Source organism: Lysinibacillus boronitolerans JCM 21713 = 10a = NBRC 103108 (genome assembly GCF_000772935.1).
Taxonomy (GTDB): Bacteria; Bacillota; Bacilli; order Bacillales_A; family Planococcaceae; genus Lysinibacillus; species Lysinibacillus boronitolerans.
The window spans coordinates 14,328-30,290 of sequence record NZ_JPVR01000059.1 but is presented as its reverse complement, the minus strand read 5'-3'; the positions used below and the strand labels follow the sequence as shown (position 1 = coordinate 30,290).

18 protein-coding genes and 2 other annotated features (1 of these 20 cut by a window edge) are annotated in these 15,963 nt (G+C 38.6%); all 18 genes read right to left on the bottom strand.

What is annotated here, in order from left to right:
* Nucleotides 1–4: 4 nt before the first annotated feature.
* The 18 genes from CD31_RS03460 to CD31_RS03375 all read right to left on the bottom strand — a co-directional run bounded on the left by CD31_RS03460 (nucleotide 5) and on the right by CD31_RS03375 (nucleotide 15,795).
* The gene (locus tag CD31_RS03460) at nucleotides 5–532 is read right to left on the bottom strand and encodes a Spo0B domain-containing protein (RefSeq protein WP_016991893.1); all 528 of its coding nucleotides are present in this window, start codon (nucleotides 530–532) and stop codon (nucleotides 5–7) included.
* A 179-nt stretch (nucleotides 533–711) separates the two neighbouring features.
* Nucleotides 712–1,011 (bottom strand): 50S ribosomal protein L27, encoded by a 300-nt coding sequence (gene rpmA / locus CD31_RS03455; RefSeq protein ID WP_024363181.1) that lies wholly within the window; start codon nucleotides 1,009–1,011, stop codon nucleotides 712–714.
* Complete coding sequence (locus CD31_RS03450) at nucleotides 1,008–1,364, bottom strand: ribosomal-processing cysteine protease Prp (RefSeq protein ID WP_004226670.1); 357 nt, start codon at nucleotides 1,362–1,364, stop codon at nucleotides 1,008–1,010. The genes rpmA and CD31_RS03450 overlap by 4 nt, the downstream gene beginning before the upstream one ends.
* Before the next feature lie 16 nt (nucleotides 1,365–1,380).
* Nucleotides 1,381–1,689 carry a 50S ribosomal protein L21 gene (rplU, locus tag CD31_RS03445; protein ID WP_036075803.1) on the bottom strand — a complete coding sequence of 103 codons (309 nt, stop codon included), beginning with the start codon at nucleotides 1,687–1,689 and terminating at the stop codon, nucleotides 1,381–1,383.
* A 14-nt stretch (nucleotides 1,690–1,703) separates the two neighbouring features.
* Nucleotides 1,704–1,781 (bottom strand) — a sequence feature (ribosomal protein L21 leader region).
* A 45-nt stretch (nucleotides 1,782–1,826) separates the two neighbouring features.
* Complete coding sequence (locus CD31_RS03440) at nucleotides 1,827–2,438, bottom strand: zinc metalloprotease (protein WP_036075802.1); 612 nt, start codon at nucleotides 2,436–2,438, stop codon at nucleotides 1,827–1,829.
* The gene (locus tag CD31_RS03435; protein WP_036075799.1) at nucleotides 2,428–2,982 is read right to left on the bottom strand and encodes a peptidoglycan DD-metalloendopeptidase family protein; all 555 of its coding nucleotides are present in this window, start codon (nucleotides 2,980–2,982) and stop codon (nucleotides 2,428–2,430) included. Before CD31_RS03435 ends, CD31_RS03440 begins: the two co-directional genes overlap by 11 nt.
* 94 nt (nucleotides 2,983–3,076) lie before the next feature.
* Nucleotides 3,077–3,874, bottom strand: coding sequence for a septum site-determining protein MinD (minD, locus tag CD31_RS03430; protein WP_004226660.1), 798 nt, complete (start codon nucleotides 3,872–3,874; stop codon nucleotides 3,077–3,079).
* A gap of 1 nt (nucleotide 3,875) precedes the next feature.
* Nucleotides 3,876–4,544, bottom strand: coding sequence for a septum site-determining protein MinC (minC, locus tag CD31_RS03425; RefSeq protein WP_036075798.1), 669 nt, complete (start codon nucleotides 4,542–4,544; stop codon nucleotides 3,876–3,878).
* Nucleotides 4,545–4,571: 27 nt separating this feature from the next.
* Nucleotides 4,572–5,096, bottom strand: a complete 525-nt coding sequence (gene mreD, locus CD31_RS03420; protein ID WP_004226656.1) for a rod shape-determining protein MreD — start codon at nucleotides 5,094–5,096, stop codon at nucleotides 4,572–4,574.
* Nucleotides 5,096–6,010 carry a rod shape-determining protein MreC gene (gene mreC / locus CD31_RS03415; RefSeq protein WP_036075795.1) on the bottom strand — a complete coding sequence of 305 codons (915 nt, stop codon included), beginning with the start codon at nucleotides 6,008–6,010 and terminating at the stop codon, nucleotides 5,096–5,098. The genes mreD and mreC overlap by 1 nt, the downstream gene beginning before the upstream one ends.
* Nucleotides 6,011–6,023: 13 nt before the next feature.
* On the bottom strand, nucleotides 6,024–7,043 hold the full coding sequence (locus CD31_RS03410; protein WP_004226654.1) for a rod shape-determining protein: 1,020 nt from the start codon (nucleotides 7,041–7,043) through the stop codon (nucleotides 6,024–6,026).
* Between the two features lie 581 nt (nucleotides 7,044–7,624).
* The gene (gene radC, locus CD31_RS03405) at nucleotides 7,625–8,296 is read right to left on the bottom strand and encodes a RadC family protein (protein WP_176408531.1); all 672 of its coding nucleotides are present in this window, start codon (nucleotides 8,294–8,296) and stop codon (nucleotides 7,625–7,627) included.
* A 33-nt stretch (nucleotides 8,297–8,329) separates the two neighbouring features.
* A complete protein-coding gene (locus CD31_RS03400) occupies nucleotides 8,330–8,923 on the bottom strand; it encodes a Maf family protein (RefSeq protein WP_036075793.1) in 594 nt (197 codons plus the stop codon).
* A 98-nt stretch (nucleotides 8,924–9,021) separates the two neighbouring features.
* On the bottom strand, nucleotides 9,022–9,666 hold the full coding sequence (locus CD31_RS03395) for a hypothetical protein (protein ID WP_016991885.1): 645 nt from the start codon (nucleotides 9,664–9,666) through the stop codon (nucleotides 9,022–9,024).
* A 165-nt stretch (nucleotides 9,667–9,831) separates the two neighbouring features.
* On the bottom strand, nucleotides 9,832–11,082 hold the full coding sequence (locus CD31_RS03390; protein ID WP_036075791.1) for a bifunctional folylpolyglutamate synthase/dihydrofolate synthase: 1,251 nt from the start codon (nucleotides 11,080–11,082) through the stop codon (nucleotides 9,832–9,834).
* Nucleotides 11,079–12,359: a glutamate ligase domain-containing protein gene (locus CD31_RS03385; protein ID WP_176408530.1), complete on the bottom strand. Its 1,281-nt coding sequence runs from the start codon at nucleotides 12,357–12,359 to the stop codon at nucleotides 11,079–11,081. Before CD31_RS03385 ends, CD31_RS03390 begins: the two co-directional genes overlap by 4 nt.
* Before the next feature lie 134 nt (nucleotides 12,360–12,493).
* On the bottom strand, nucleotides 12,494–12,892 hold the full coding sequence (locus CD31_RS03380) for a hypothetical protein (protein ID WP_016991882.1): 399 nt from the start codon (nucleotides 12,890–12,892) through the stop codon (nucleotides 12,494–12,496).
* Nucleotides 12,893–13,149: 257 nt separating this feature from the next.
* Nucleotides 13,150–15,795, bottom strand: a complete 2,646-nt coding sequence (locus tag CD31_RS03375; protein WP_036075788.1) for a valine--tRNA ligase — start codon at nucleotides 15,793–15,795, stop codon at nucleotides 13,150–13,152.
* Nucleotides 15,796–15,875: 80 nt separating this feature from the next.
* Nucleotides 15,876–15,963, bottom strand: a binding site (T-box leader); it runs 171 nt beyond the window's last position.

Sequence of the window (15,963 nt, the reverse complement as noted above, 5' to 3'; positions counted from 1 at the left end):
TAATTCACTCCCTATTTGCACTCAAGACATATTGCCAGCGTGTAGTTGTCTGCTCAATTGTTTGAATGTCGAATTGTTTCAAACCTTTTTCGGTGAATGCATCAGCACTCCATAACCCATTTAGCGTGAATGTCACGGCAAATGTATGATCGTCAACACGTACATCAAGCGTTAGGATCTGCTCTGTAAATGGATCTAATGTATCATAAACATGCATAACTGTTTTGTTTAAATAATCTACAACTTCCTGATCAATATCATTGGTCACAGGCTTTTTTATCTCACCGTTTAGCTTCCATGCTAATGATGGGTAACGCCATCCTGCTGTTTGAAGCCATTCAATTGTTTGTGGTAATTGTAGTCGATTGAGGATAGAAAACACTCGTAATTGTTCTGAATAATGTTGAATAAGTTTTTTCGATTCCTCGATTCTACCTAAATCTAAATTCATGCGAATCAGTTGCAGTTGATTCACATAATCATGATTTGCAAAACGTAATACTTCACTAATGGTTAGTGATTGATTGTTCATCCCATTCACTCCAATAAAGTTATCCTTACTAGTATAACAAGTTTTGCTGTATTTTTCCCTTAATTCTTTAATCAATTATACCTTGGTGTCATTGCGTCCAAAATCGGCTGTGTTGAAATTTAGCCAAAAAAAGGACTGCAATAAATGCAGTCCTCCGCTTTATGTTATCTTATAAAAGATTAAGCTTCTTGTGTTGCTGGGTATACAGATACTTGTTTGCGATCGCGACCTAAACGTTCGAATTTAACAACGCCGTCAACTTTAGCAAATAGTGTATCGTCACCACCACGACCTACGTTTGTACCTGGGTAAATTTTTGTACCGCGTTGACGGTAAAGAATTGAACCACCAGTTACGAATTGGCCATCAGCACGTTTAGCACCAAGTCGTTTAGACTCAGAGTCACGTCCGTTTTTAGTAGAACCTACCCCTTTTTTCGATGCGAAAAGTTGAAGATCTAATGCTAATAATAATTTCATCGAGTTCCACCTCCTACTTGGTTGTAGTTGATTTGGATGTATTGTCCGTAATTTTGCACCATAGAATACACTTGGGCAGTCATTACTTGAACAATTAACTGTAGTTTTGCATCTACTTCAGGCTCTAAATCTGATGGTAAATCTACCTTGAGATAGCCTCCACCTTCAGCAGCTTGTTCGATTTCTGGCTGAATTTGTAATAATGCATAAATAGCATTTACTGTACCAATGGCAATAGTTGATGCTCCTGCACATACTAAATCCTTACCAGATTCATCATAACCAGCATGTCCTGAAAATTCGAATGCTGACACATGTCTATTTTCATCGTGATGAATCGTAACTTGTATCATTCGCTATACCTCACAATTAAGCGTTGATTGCTTCAACAACTAATTTTGTGTAAGGTTGACGGTGACCTTGTTTACGACGGTAGTTCTTTTTAGCTTTCAATTTGAAAACAACGATTTTTTTCGCACGGCCTTCTTTAACAACTTTAGCTGTTACAGTAGCGCCTTCTACGAATGGAGCGCCAACTTTAACGTTTTCGCCACCTACTAATAATACTTTATCAAAAGTTACAACCTCGTCAGCTTCTACGCCTAATTTTTCAACATAGATTTCTTGACCAGCTTCTACTTTGACTTGTTTACCACCAGTTTCAATAATTGCGTACATTTTACTGCACCTCCTCTTAGACTCAGACTCGCCTGTTTCATAAGGTGATCTTACTAGACACTTAAACCTTTACAGAGCGGTTGTAGTAGCACGGGTGCTACAAACAATAACATTAAAATATTACCACATGATTTTTTTCAAGTCAATCTATTCATAACATATTTTTCAAAGGCCACTCGATATTTTCGATAACGCCATTCTTTCAATACTTGCAACCAAATGAATAAATTTATGATGGCTAAAAAAATAGATTGTGGCAAGAACTTGAAAGTAACTAGTAATAGTATAGTAGCTATGATGAAGGATAACCAATAATAAAGCTCAACAATAGGAGCTCTTGGATATTTTAAAAATAGCCCGGCTAACAATATCCTTCCACCATCTAACGGTATGATGGGTACAAGATTTACAGCCAATAACACGAATTGTACATTTATAAGCTTAGTAGCGAGTAAATCAGGCATAAAAAAAGCGAGGCCAATCCCAATAATCGTAGCGATTGGTCCTCCTAATGCAATCCATAGGAGTGACGAAGCTTGCACAACCGCTGGATTTTCAAATTGAATTTCTCCCCCGTATGGTGTAATTACGCAGGATTTTACCTTTACTCCGCACATTACTGCCGCAACTAAGTGACCTGCCTCATGCCACAGTAATGAAAATAGAATAATCGCGTAATATGCTAATTGACCACTAAAAATCATGACAAATACGAGAGGGATACACAAAAGATGTAATTTAATCCTCATTGGTCTCCGAGGTCTCAAGCCATTGTACAATTTGCTCTAAATCAAAATGGGCATCTCCCTTTTCGATGGACACATAAAGTTGACCCGCTTCTTTCATGCCAATTAAATCATTTGCTTGAATAGATGTGTAGGGTAGTTGAGCTAAACTATCTAACATACCATAGGAAACAGTTGTACCATCTTCATAGCTGATCGTCATGGTCTTACCTGTGTATTTTGTATGGCCAGTAAAAACGACTAACCCATTCTGACCAGCATAGATGGGTAAGCCTACATCATATTGCAAAAGATAGCCTTCTTTAAATACTTGGGCATTCGCAAATGTTAAAAGATCTGCTTGCCCTACATCACTAGAAACCATGATGGTCTCTTTTTCTTTCTCGAACCAGCTTTGACCGAGCTCACTTAAATACGTTAAATCAGCAGAGGTTGTTACAAGCTTCCGAACAGGGGTATCCACTACGCCCTGATCCTCTAAACGAATTACAAGCATAATTGCTGCCACAAGAAGTATCGTGACGAACCATTTCCATTTTTTAAACAAGCCCTCATCCTTTTTTCCTCACTATATGTGACTGCATGTCCAAACATGCACAAGAAAAAAACCTTCTCGTACACTCGCACGAAAAGGTTTTAATTTATTTTGAGAAAAGCGCTTTAAGTTTGGAAAACATCCCTCTTTGCTCATCTTGAATAGCCATTAATGGCACGGACTCACCAAGGATACGACGGGCAATATTTCGATAGCCCAATGACGCTTTATTTGAAGGGTCCATCACAATTGGTTCACCTTTATTAGAAGATGAGATAACGCCTTCACTGTCTATAATAATGCCTAATAAATCAATAGATAAATGAGTTGTAATTTCATTGACATCCAGCGTGTCACCGCTCTTCATCATATGTTGTCGAATACGATTAATGATGAGCTTAGGTGCTGTGATCTCCTCCTGCTCCAGTAAACCGATAATTCGATCAGCATCACGAACAGCAGAAATTTCAGGTGTTGTGACTACAATCGCATGATCTGCACCTGCAACAGCGTTACGATAGCCTTGTTCAATTCCCGCAGGGCAATCGATTAATACATAATCATAGTCTCTTTTCAATTCCTCTACTAAGCTCTTCATTTGCTCAGGGGTAACAGCATTTTTATCTGTTGTTTGAGCAGCAGGTAATAAAAATAGTTTTTCGTCTACGCGTTTATCCTTAATCAATGCTTGATGAATTTTACAGCGTCCCTCCACCACATCAACCAGGTCATAAATAATACGATTTTCAAGGCCTAAAATCACATCTAAATTACGTAGGCCAATATCTGTATCCACTAAACATACTTTTTTACCTTGTAGAGCCAATGCAGTCCCAAGGTTAGCCGTTGTCGTTGTTTTACCGACACCGCCCTTACCAGAAGTTATGACGATCGCTTCTCCCACACTAGCTTCCTCCCTTAGACACATTTAACAATGGTCGAATATTTTTTAAGGCATGAATTTGATCGTACGTAATGCGTCCATCGTAGCCAATAAATGCACAAGTCATTTCTACTTGATTTATCGCTTTTACATGTTCATCTGACATTACCTGAACTTGATCGGCAATCATGATATGCGTAGCTTCAAATCGAGATGCTGCAATGATTGCTTCTTTATTGCCTTGCACACCCGCATGTGCAATCCCTTTAAGTCTACCTAGGACATATACATTACCTCCAGCCTCAACACGACCGTTTGGATTCACATTTCCTATGATGGTAATGTCTCCTGATGAACGCAGAATTTGTCCTGATCTGACCACTCCTATATATGTATCTTGTTGGCTTTCAAACATCTTCTGGTTGCTTTCGTGGACAGTCAGTACTTCACTTTGCACCTTCGATACAATAAGCTGCTCTGTTTCTTCAATAATTTTTATAAGTTCATTTAATTGTTCTTCAGTACAGTATCGATAGCCTAAGTATAATTGTACATCAACTTTACCATCGATACCGCCCTCTAAAACCTTATTCTTTAATTCTTCCACTAGTTCACCATACGCACATTGGTCGTCTAGGCGTAGTACAAAACCGTCCTTCGTTCCCTTCATATTAACTAACTGTTTTTTCATGAATGCCTCACCTCACGTTGTTCTTTGTTAAGAAACCTCACGTGCTCTCTGTAAGACACGCGCATTAATTAGATACTTGAAGGCCCAACCAAGAATCATTAAAAATAAAGCATTCGCAATGATTGTTGGGAGTAGTCGTGAACGTAAGAAATCCGCTAAAGGAATTGCTGTAAAATCGATTAGGAAAAAGAATTGATAGAGAATAAATTCTAAAATCGCTACTAGTACAACTGAAATTGTAGTTGTTACAACTAAGTGCTGATGTATAACTTTCACGATAGACCCTGCCAAAAAACATATAAGTGGATAAAGTACGGAATATAATCCAATAATATCAATGTAAAACACATCATACAAGACACCAAAAAAAAGTCCATACATTACCGCTCGTTGACGGCTGTAATAGATGGATATAAAAATTAGGTATAAGATTAAAAAACGCGGTACCAAAAAATAGACTTCCCCTTTAATTTCAATCGGGGAAAGCATAGCAAATTCTGGTTCTAACAGGAATAGTAAAACCGCCACAGAGGGAATGAGAAATCGAACCATCACTCCGCCTCCTCTTTACTCGCCTCTTGCGGATTCGATAAATCCTCATTCGTTGCGTTGCCATCTGAGCCATCAATAACTGTTGATGTGCGCTTAGCAATCACAACATGTTCTAAAATTGAAAAATCAGCTGATGGTTTGACAAAAGCCATTTTTGTTAAGCCATAATCATCTGTACTAACCTCTGTAATTTCTCCGATTGGGACACCTTTAGGGAAAATACCACCTAGCCCTGAAGAAACTACTAGCTCGCCTTCTTTCACCTTCAAGCTAGAATCGATTCGCTTCATAATGAGATCATTACGTTCTTCATCAAAGCCCTCGATTAAACCGTATGCTTCTTTTTCTCCTAGCACCATCGCAGATACACGATAGTTTGGATTATTTGTATTTAAAAGCTCTACCTCAGATGTGAAAGGTGTTACTAGTGTAATTTTTCCCACTAACCCTTTCGCCGTCATAACTGCCATATTTTTTTGGACACCATGAGAAGATCCTTTATCTAAAATAATTTTCTCTTCCCACTGATCAGGATTTCTAGCAATCACTGTTGCATGAATTGGATTAAATGCCTTCAAGCTCTCGGTTTTATCCAATAGCTCTCGAAGCTTGTTATTTTCTGATTTTAAATCCGTTGCTTCAGCTTGTACAACTGCAAAATCTTCTAAGCGTGCTTTTAAACGTTTATTTTCTTCGTACGTGTTTAAGAGGGAGTCAATACTATTAAAAATACCATTAATATAATTCGCCGGCTTCGCAACAATGGATTGCGCGACGCCGACCGTATCTTTAATAATTTGCTCTGGTAAAGTTGCATTCGTCCGATCACGTAATGAGAAGCTAATCAATGCCACAAGAAAAACCATGCCTACGAGCAGCAAAATTACTTTCTTATTGAAAAAAAAGTGTGGCATTGCCTAAACCTCCTTACCCTTTAACTTGTTGTTGACGAATTAAGTCGATATGATCTAATGCCTTACCTGTACCAATTGCAACACAGTCTAAAGGATCTTCTGCGATGAATACTGGCATATTTGTCTCTTGGCTGATTACTTTGTCTAAGTTTGTTAACAGTGCACCACCACCAGTTAATACAATACCGCGCTCCATTACGTCAGCAGATAATTCTGGAGGTGTTTGTTCTAATGTTTTACGAACACCGTCAATAATAGAGGCAACCGCTTCACGCAATGATTCAGAAATTTCCTGTGAAGAGATTTCGATTGTTTTCGGTAGACCTGTTAACAGGTCACGTCCTCTAATATCCATTCGTGCTTCTGGTCCTTCTGCCAATGCTGTACCGATTTCCATTTTTACGGCTTCCGCTGTACGTTCACCAATTGTTAAATTATACGTTTTACGAATATACGAGATGATGGATTGATCCATCGCATCCCCACCAACACGTACAGATTCACTTGTTACAATACCACCTAAAGAAATAACGGCTACTTCTGTTGTACCACCACCGATATCAACAACCATTGAACCAGTAGGATCCCACACTGGAAGATTTGAACCGATTGCTGCTGCAAATGGCTCTTCGATTGTGAACGCCTCTTTTGCACCTGCTTGTCGTGCTGCATCAATAACAGCACGCTGTTCAACGGATGTAATGCCATAAGGCACACAAATCATCACATTCGGCTTTTTCCAATTGCCTCCTGAGTTTTTACATGCTTCTTTTAAATAATACTCGATCATTGCTGTTGTAATATCGAAGTCAGCAATAACCCCATCTTTCATTGGACGAATCGCTACGATTGAGCCAGGTGTACGACCAATCATATTTTTCGCATCATTACCAACGGCAACGATATCCCCTGTTTTTGTATTTTTTGCTACAACTGAAGGTTCACGTAATACGATTCCCTTTCCTTTAATAAACACTAATGTATTCGCTGTGCCGAGGTCAATCCCGACATCTTTGCTTCCTAGTCCAAACAAATTGTGTACTCCCTTTCTATATAAGCCATACTTTCGTTGACATCCAATATATTTGACGACAATGTATAGGAAATTGAATTGTGTAAATACACAATTGACTCCTTTCAAAGTCCATAACACCTGTCAAAGTTTTTTCATCTTCATCAGTTGGTGGTTTACACCCTTGAAAAAACTACACACTCATTCACCTCACCACCAATTTCGATGGGAGTCCTCCCTGAAATAAAGATAAAATTCATACCGTTCATTATAACGGAAAAACGCAAGAATTTGTAGTATCACATACTTCATCTCACAGAAAAGATACTATTTTAATTCCCTCTTAAACTAAAAATAGTACGTATAGATTAGCATATAATTTTTATTCTCATAAGACAATGTGTATCAGGCTACCAATTTTTGTGAAGATAATTGCTTTTCTATGAATACATTAACGTTATGTAAGAAAAAAGGTTCGCCAATATACCACAAAAAAGTACAAAATTTTTATGACTGATTGTAAATAAGGTCATTATAGCAATAAAATCTTCAATACAACAAAATGAATTCATCATAAAAAACTCTGCATATTGTATGCAGAGTTAAAAATATCCTTTTTCCTTTAAACTAATATATTGATGATCGCCGATAATAACGTGATCAATTAACTCTATCCCTATAATATAGCCTGCTTCAACAATTCGCTTTGTTACTTCAATGTCCTCTGTGCTTGGTGTTGGTACCCCACTTGGATGGTTGTGGGCACATATAATGGAAGCGGCAGACCTTTTGACAGCTTCTCGATAAATTTCCCTTGGATGAACGATGGAGGCGTTTAAACTGCCAATAAAAATCGTCTGCTTATGAATAATTTGGTTTTTAATATTCAAAAAAAGCACAACAAAATGCTCCTGATTAAGCGAAGTCATATCAGGCATTAAGTAAGTTGCTGCATCTTGAGGAGAACGTATTGTGAATTTCTCATCATTATGTTTTTGAGCCAGTCTTCTACCAAGTTCAATGGCAGCTATTAATTGAATGGCTTTCACCTCACCTATTCCTTTAATAGCCACCATTTCTTCGATGGTTGCGTGCTTCAAATGATGGAGTCGTTCAAAAACATTTAATACCCTGTTTGCAAGAACAAGCACAGATTCTTCCTTTGTACCTGTCCTCAATAAAATAGCGAGTAGCTCTTGATTGGATAAACTTTCAGCCCCTTGTCGTAATAGCCGTTCACGGGGGCGATCCTCTATATTGACATCACGTATCATCAAAGTTGGTAAAGCGTCTTCCAGCAAAAATATTCACTCCTTCGCAAATTGGACTATCTGTAGATCCACCAATTGCGAAAACAAAGCTGCAAGTGGTAGACCTACAACATTGTTATAATCTCCTTCAATTCGTTTAACTAATAGTGTGCCAATCGTTTGAATGCCATAACCACCCGCTTTATCAAAAGGATCTCCTGAATCTACATAAGCTTCGATTAATTCCTGCGATAGGCGGTGGAAAACAACTGTGGTTTCTTCCACAAAGGTCGTTTCCTTTCCATTCGGTTCGATTATGGCGACGGCTGTCATCACACTATGTTTGTTATTTGACAAACGTAATAAGTGAGAAATAGCTTCCTCACGCGTCTTTGGTTTATGTAGTAGCTCTTGATTGTAAACAACAATCGTATCTGCACCAATAATCGTGGCATTAGCTGCTTTTTTGGCTACATCACGCGTCTTCAATAAAGCTACTTCTTTTACATAATCCTGCATTGTATTAGCTTGTACACTTGTTTCTTCCACTTCACTTGTCAAGACTTCAAAGGGAAGCGCTAGCATGCTTAGCAATTCCTTGCGCCTAGGGGAAGCAGAAGCAAGGACAAGCTTATGATTTGTTTTCAACATTATCTGATCATTCCTCCTTATCCTTATGATACAGAAGAATGGACAATTTGAAAATTTTCAAAAAAACAAGATAATGATGATTTCGCTATTATTTGACGTTAAAATTTCACCTGAAGACACGTATTTTTAGATTGATAATGTGCAAAAACATGCAGACGAATGATGTTGATATCGTTGGAAATAGTAGAGGCCGCTGCTCCAATGGACTGCCAATCCTCTGGTAGTGTTGAGTCCTTGCCATTTTCCTTAAAATTTAATTTTGCTGCATTTTTATCTGCTAAAGCAGTTGGGATTTCTGCAAGGGTCGGCTCTTTACAGCTTTCACCACTGACGCTAAATGCCTTTTTAAAGGTAGCAGGGTCCTGTAAAAATTGGAGCTGACTTTCCTCCGTCACCATGCTTGTCCAAACATAAAACTTATCATCAACTTGAACAATCGCGCTCTCTTTTAAGGCAGGATACTCAGCAACAAATGAACTAGCGCTCTCATAGTTTGAATACACGCCAGCCTGGCTAGCATAAAACATTGATGCATTAGATGTATTGGTTGTCTCACCGGCAGTTGGAATCGTTTCTGTTTGTGATTGATTATTTGCCACTTCACTGCCATTTTTCTTTAAAGGTAACTGTGTACTTGCTTGTAAAACGCCCAAAAAAATGGCTACACCTAATAGACCAACAAATCCACCAATAATCATTGCTCGAAATATTTGTTTTTTCATCACATGACTTACAATTTTCATTCAACTATCACCTCTTCCTTCCACCTATCTATGCACTAGTAACGTTGCCAACTTTATATGGTATAAGTATATGTAGATTCCGAAGGGTAAATGCGAATTTATTATTTTTTGATAAAGGCTCCTTTATAAAAAAACTAGGACTCACTATCAAGAGTCCTAGTCGTTTCATTGTTTTAATCTATTACGAACCTCTGTTAATAAATATAACGAGCCTGATACAATGGTTCTTTGCTGTCTATATGATTGTCCCTGTATAAAGGATGCATAGTCAACCAACGTTGTTTTCGATGCTGCATGAGAAAGTTTGACCATTTGATGGGCTGGCATTGCTCGTGAATTAGCAAAGTCAACGAAGTAAAAATCATCACTCACCTGCTCTAAAAGCCCGAGAATCTGCTGGACATCTTTATCTGCTAGTATGCCAATGACAAATGTTATCTGCTCATTTGGATATTCACACTGGATCGTTTCTACTAATTTTTCGGCACTTGCAGGATTATGTGCACCATCCAAAATAACGAAAGGCATTATTTCTTCAAAGCGTCCCAAAATAGAGGCCTTTTGCACAGCTTGACGAATAGCTGTTTTATCCATAGACACGCCTAATACTGACGCCACTTCGAAAAATGCTGTAATGGCGAGTGCCATATTGTTCCCCTGATGTGCTCCCTTCATCGAACGAGTTAGGTTCGCAATTTGGAACTGCTGTACGTCATTCGTGTAGCTTTCTCCATCAGTTGTCGGCTTTATGGCAAAATGCTTACCTAATGCAAATAGCGTGGCATTTTTTTGATTGGCTACTTCATCCACAACACGCATCGCCTCATCTGGCAAATCACCAATAATAACTGGACGTTGTTGCTTAATAATACCTGCTTTATGGTGCGCAATGCTTTCAAGCGTATCCCCTAAAAACTTTGTGTGTTCTAAAGCAATACTTGGGATAATAGAGACAATGGGTGTTACCACATTTGTGCTATCCAATAAGCCACCCATTCCCGCTTCAATCAGTGCAATATCCACCCTGCCATTCACAAAATGTAAAAATGCCGCCACCGTCAGCAATTCAAAATCGGTTAGTTTACTACTAAGCCCAGCCTCATGCATCTGTTGAAAAACTCGATCCATTTCAGCTTCTTTAATAGGTTGACCAGCTATTTGAATTTGGTCATGAACATCTACTATACAGGGTGACATAAATTTGCCCACACGTAAGCCATGTTCTTGTGCAATTGCCTCTAGAAACGTTAACGTAGAGCCTTTGCCATTTGTACCTGCTAAGTGGACGACATGCAAAGTTTGTTCAGGATTACCTACTAACGATAAAGCCTCTTCAATCGCTGTAAGACCTGGTTTAATTACATCATCACTTTTAACCTGCCATTTCTCTTTATAATGATCAAAGTTTGGGATCATTGTCCTTCCTCCTGTAACCACTGTCGAGCTTGTGCTATAAAGTATAAAGAGCCTGTTATGACAATAATATCCTCTTTATGGCGTCCTTGTAATACGGGTTGAAGGCTTTTTAGCCACTCTGTATGATATGTTTTATTTGCATGTGTCGACAACTTCGCTAAGCTTTCAGCAGGCATTGCATTCGGTAGGTCTATTTGTGTAAAAGTGATCGAGGTGGCAACAGCATCCATTAGTTCTATACTGTTGGCATGATCCTTGTCTGCTAATGCCGCATAAATAAAGTGATAATTGTTTCTTGGATAGACGTTTTTTAGTGTTTGGATAAGAGCAGCTGTACCCTCGGAATTATGAGCACCATCTAGCACAATTTGATTCGGCCATTGCTCGAAGCGGCCTGCCCATTGCGCACATTGTAGACCCTGACAAATAGAATCATCAGCAATGGCAATTGCCCCCTGTTCACGTAATGTTAGCATGGCTGTGATGGCCAAACTTGCATTATTTATTTGATGTTGACCAGCCATTTTTAATGGTACATCCTTCATCAAGACATGAGCATTTTCATATGTAAAGTGCTGATAGTCAGTGCTCTGCCAACTATTTGTCACTGTGAAGTCTTGTCCTAAAACAAAGCATGATGCATGTCGTTCCTCTGCAGTAGCTTTAATGACAGCCAATGCCTCCTCATTTTGAACGCCTACAACAACTGGAATGCCTTCTTTGATGATACCAGCTTTTTCAGCGGCAACCTTTGCGAAGGTATCACCTAAAAAGGCTGTATGCTCTAGCGAAATCGTTGTAATAATAGATAAAAGCGGCCTTACGACGTTTGTCGCATCCAAACGTCCTCCAAGCCCTGTCTCAATAAGTGCTATATCTACTCCTTCATGTGCAAAATATTGAAACATAATCAATGTAACTACCTCAAAAAAGCTTGGAAAATCGCCATTGTAGTGTTCTTCTATAATTTTCGCAAGTTTATTGAAATAGTAGAGAAATTGCTCATCTGAAATTTGGCGGCCGTTAATGGTCATACGTTCATTGACTCGCTCTAAATGTGGAGACGTAAATGCCCCTACTGTGTAGCCTGCATGTTGTAGCATTTCTCTTAATGCGTTCACCGTAGAGCCTTTACCGTTTGAACCTGCTACATGGATTACTCTTAGTTTGTTGTGAGGCTCATCTAGATGTCCTAGTACTTTACGCATAAGGACAAGTGGTGCACGTTTATGATCAACTGCTTTTAATGTAAAAATAAATTTTGTACATTCGTTCATTGTGTGAAACAAAATAAACACTCCCTCTTACTGCAATATCTTTATTTTAGTACAAGTAACGTTTAATAACATAGCAAAATGGTAAAATACAAAAAACACGCAGCTAGCGACTGCGTGTTCATATTAATATTATATTAGTGTACCTTGTGAGCACCTAATAAAGCACCCATATTGTTTAAAATAGTTTTTGCATCACTATTTAATAACGGATGTACATCTGGACGTTGCACTAATTCAAAAGCGTTTTTTAACGTTCTTTTTAGCATTGATATATCAAAGTCTGAGCAATACTCATTAATTTTTTGGATTGTTAATAAATCAGTCCTTGATAATTTAATGCTATCCTGCTGAGGATTACTATTTGCTAATATGTGCTTAATAAGGACACGGCCACTTGTATTCAATAAACGATAATACTTTGCTTCGGATAATTTTAAGAGATTCGTTTCGATCAATACTCTCGCACTTACAAAGTCTAGTTCATCACATGCTTTGTTGACTTTTGTAATAATGGTTGCAATATTTCCTGACATTCCCAACACCTCCATTGGCTCTTATTTTTTAATGAAAAAGACTGTCTATCTAAAATACCGTCCATTCACCCAAGCTTTTTTTCACGGCTAAATAACACGGATTTAGGTTTTGTTTCCTACCAAATCAACCCTATACACCATCTATTAGTCTAATTTATTTTAAATAATACTATATATTTTTTCCTAATACAATGCATATCTTTAGATCTATAAAAAAAAAGCAATGGATGACTTTTTCGTCATCCACTGCTTCAACTTTACATTTGTTTCAATTCTTCTAAACGTTTTAACACAACTGCATGCTTGCTTTCATAATCTGCTAATTTCTCACGTTCTGCGTTAACTAACGCTTCCGGCGCTTTCGATACAAACTTTTCATTCGATAACTTACCTGTAACAAGCTTCACTTCTTTTGCCCATTTCTCTAATTCTTTTTCAAGGCGAGCAATTTCTTCCTCTAGATTGATCAGTCCAACAAGAGGTAGGAAAACCTGTGCTCCTGTCACAACAGCCGTCATTGATTGTCCTGGAGCCTCTAAACCTTCACCAATTGTTAAAGTGTCAGGATTACAGAATTTTTCTAAATATGCTTGATTCTCTTCAAGTACAGCTGCTGTTGCTGCATCTTTCGCTGAAATAAACAACGGTACTTTTTTGCTCATTGGGGTATTTACTTCCGCACGAATATTACGTACTGAACGTATAATATCCATTAGGAGCTTCATATTATCTGCTTCATCAGCAAAATGAAGATCTGTACGTACTGTTGGCCATGCTGCCACTGTAATAGATTCACCTTCATGTGGTAAATGCTGCCAAATTTCTTCTGTAATGAAAGGCATAAATGGATGTAATAGACGCATTGTTTGATCTAGTACGTAAGCTAAAATAGAGCGAGTTGTCTTTTTAGCTGCTTCATCCTCACCGTAAAGAGGTAATTTTGCCATTTCAATATACCAAGAACAGAAATCATCCCAAATGAAATTGTATAATTCACGGCCAACTTCACCGAATTCATAACGCTCTGCAAGAGAGGTAACGCGTTCAATCGTTTCATTTAAGCGCGTTAAAATCCATTTGTCAGCTACTGATTTTTCACCAGTTAAATCGATCTCATCATATGTCATGCCATCCATATTCATAAGCGCAAAACGTGATGCATTCCAAATCTTATTGGCAAAGTTCCATACTGCTTCTACTTTTTCAGTTGTATAGCGTAAATCTTGACCAGGTGATGAACCAGTAGCTAAGAAGTAGCGTAATGAATCTGCACCGTATTGTTCAATAACATCCATTGGATCTACACCATTGCCGAGTGATTTACTCATTTTACGCCCTTCACCGTCACGTACTAAACCATGAATTAGCACATCTTTAAATGGACGTTGCTCTGTAAACTCAAGGCCTTGGAAAATCATGCGAGAAACCCAGAAGAAAATAATATCATAGCCTGTTACTAATGTATTTGTTGGATAGTAACGTTTATATTCTTCATTTGCTTCATCTGGCCAACCCATAGTAGAAAACGGCCATAGCGCTGAAGAGAACCACGTATCGAGTACATCTTCATCTTGCGTCCAGTTTTCTGCATCTGCTGGGGCTTCTTTACCTACGTATATTTCGCCTGTTTCATTATGGTACCAAGCTGGGATTTGATGGCCCCACCATAATTGACGAGAAATACACCAATCGCGAATATTCTCCATCCAGCGAGAATATGTGTTTTCAAAACGAGCAGGAACAAAGTTTACTTTCCCTTCTTCGTCCTTTTGTAGCTCTAGGGAAGCATCAGCAAGTGGTTGCATTTTAACGAACCATTGTGCTGAAAGGTATGGCTCAACAACGGCACCAGAACGTTCAGAGTGTCCTACTGAATGCATATGCTCTTCAATGCGAATTAACACTCCTGCTTCTTGTAAATCAGCAACAATTTGCTTGCGGCATTCGAAGCGATCCATTCCTTTATATTTGCCAGCAAGATCATTCATTGTGCCGTCTTCATTCATTACTAGAATGCGCTCAAGATTGTGACGATTACCAACTTCAAAGTCGTTCGGATCATGGGCTGGTGTCATTTTTACAACCCCAGTACCAAATTCCATATCAACGTAGTCATCAGCAACAATCGGAATTTCGCGACCTACAATCGGTAAAATAACGGTTTTACCAATTAAATGCTGGTAACGCTCATCGTTCGGGTGAACAGCTACCCCAGAGTCACCAAGCATTGTTTCAGGACGTGTTGTAGCAACTTCTACATAGCCTGAGCCATCAGCTAATGGATATTTCATATGATAGAAGGCACCTTGCACATCCTGATAAATTACCTCGATATCAGATAATGCTGTTTTTGCTGCTGGGTCCCAGTTGATAATACGCTCACCACGATAAATTAAACCTTTTTCATATAACTGAACAAAAACGGTTTTTACCGCATCTGAAAGACCTTTATCTAGCGTGAAACGTTCACGCGTATAGTCTAATCCAAGACCAAGCTTTGCCCATTGATCACGAATATGTCCAGCGTACTCTTCTTTCCATTCCCATGTTTTTTCAAGGAATTTTTCACGTCCTAAATCATAACGTGTAATATTATCCTCACGCAGCTTTGCTTCTACTTTTGCCTGTGTTGCAATACCTGCATGATCCATACCTGGCAACCAAAGGGCATCATAGCCTTGCATGCGTTTCATACGGATGAGGATATCTTGTAATGTTGTATCCCAAGCATGGCCAAGGTGTAGTTTACCTGTTACGTTCGGTGGTGGAATAACGATTGAATAGGGCTTTTTCCCACTTTCAGGCTGCGCCTCGAAAAACTTCCCTTGTAACCACCATTCATAGCGACCAGCTTCAATGGACTGTGGGTCATACTTAGTTGGCATTGAAATGTTTTCTGTCATATTGACTCCTCCTATTGTTTGAAAACTGTAGGTAAAGAAATGCTGTTCATTTTTTACCCAATAAAAAAACTCCTCTCGTCTAAAAGGACGAAGGAGTTTTAGTTCGCGGTACCACCTTTAATTCCAGCAGTGGTTAAGATAAATGTTCAATGACATATTTTCTCAGCC

What these genes read in the sequence shown, in the direction of transcription:
- CD31_RS03460 (WP_016991893.1), bottom strand. Translation starts at nt 532, where the DNA reads ATGAACAATCAATCACTAACCATTAGTGAAGTATTACGTTTTGCAAAT.
- rpmA (WP_024363181.1), bottom strand. Translation starts at nt 1,011, where the DNA reads ATGAAATTATTATTAGCATTAGATCTTCAACTTTTCGCATCGAAAAAA.
- CD31_RS03450 (WP_004226670.1), bottom strand. Translation starts at nt 1,364, where the DNA reads ATGATACAAGTTACGATTCATCACGATGAAAATAGACATGTGTCAGCA.
- rplU (WP_036075803.1), bottom strand. Translation starts at nt 1,689, where the DNA reads ATGTACGCAATTATTGAAACTGGTGGTAAACAAGTCAAAGTAGAAGCT.
- CD31_RS03440 (WP_036075802.1), bottom strand. Translation starts at nt 2,438, where the DNA reads ATGAGGATTAAATTACATCTTTTGTGTATCCCTCTCGTATTTGTCATG.
- minC (WP_036075798.1), bottom strand. Translation starts at nt 4,544, where the DNA reads ATGAAAAAACAGTTAGTTAATATGAAGGGAACGAAGGACGGTTTTGTA.
- mreD (WP_004226656.1), bottom strand. Translation starts at nt 5,096, where the DNA reads ATGGTTCGATTTCTCATTCCCTCTGTGGCGGTTTTACTATTCCTGTTA.
- mreC (WP_036075795.1), bottom strand. Translation starts at nt 6,010, where the DNA reads ATGCCACACTTTTTTTTCAATAAGAAAGTAATTTTGCTGCTCGTAGGC.
- radC (WP_176408531.1), bottom strand. Translation starts at nt 8,296, where the DNA reads ATGATACGTGATGTCAATATAGAGGATCGCCCCCGTGAACGGCTATTA.
- CD31_RS03400 (WP_036075793.1), bottom strand. Translation starts at nt 8,923, where the DNA reads ATGTTGAAAACAAATCATAAGCTTGTCCTTGCTTCTGCTTCCCCTAGG.
- CD31_RS03395 (WP_016991885.1), bottom strand. Translation starts at nt 9,666, where the DNA reads ATGAAAATTGTAAGTCATGTGATGAAAAAACAAATATTTCGAGCAATG.
- CD31_RS03390 (WP_036075791.1), bottom strand. Translation starts at nt 11,082, where the DNA reads ATGATCCCAAACTTTGATCATTATAAAGAGAAATGGCAGGTTAAAAGT.
- CD31_RS03385 (WP_176408530.1), bottom strand. Translation starts at nt 12,359, where the DNA reads ATGAACGAATGTACAAAATTTATTTTTACATTAAAAGCAGTTGATCAT.
- CD31_RS03380 (WP_016991882.1), bottom strand. Translation starts at nt 12,892, where the DNA reads ATGTCAGGAAATATTGCAACCATTATTACAAAAGTCAACAAAGCATGT.
- CD31_RS03375 (WP_036075788.1), bottom strand. Translation starts at nt 15,795, where the DNA reads ATGACAGAAAACATTTCAATGCCAACTAAGTATGACCCACAGTCCATT.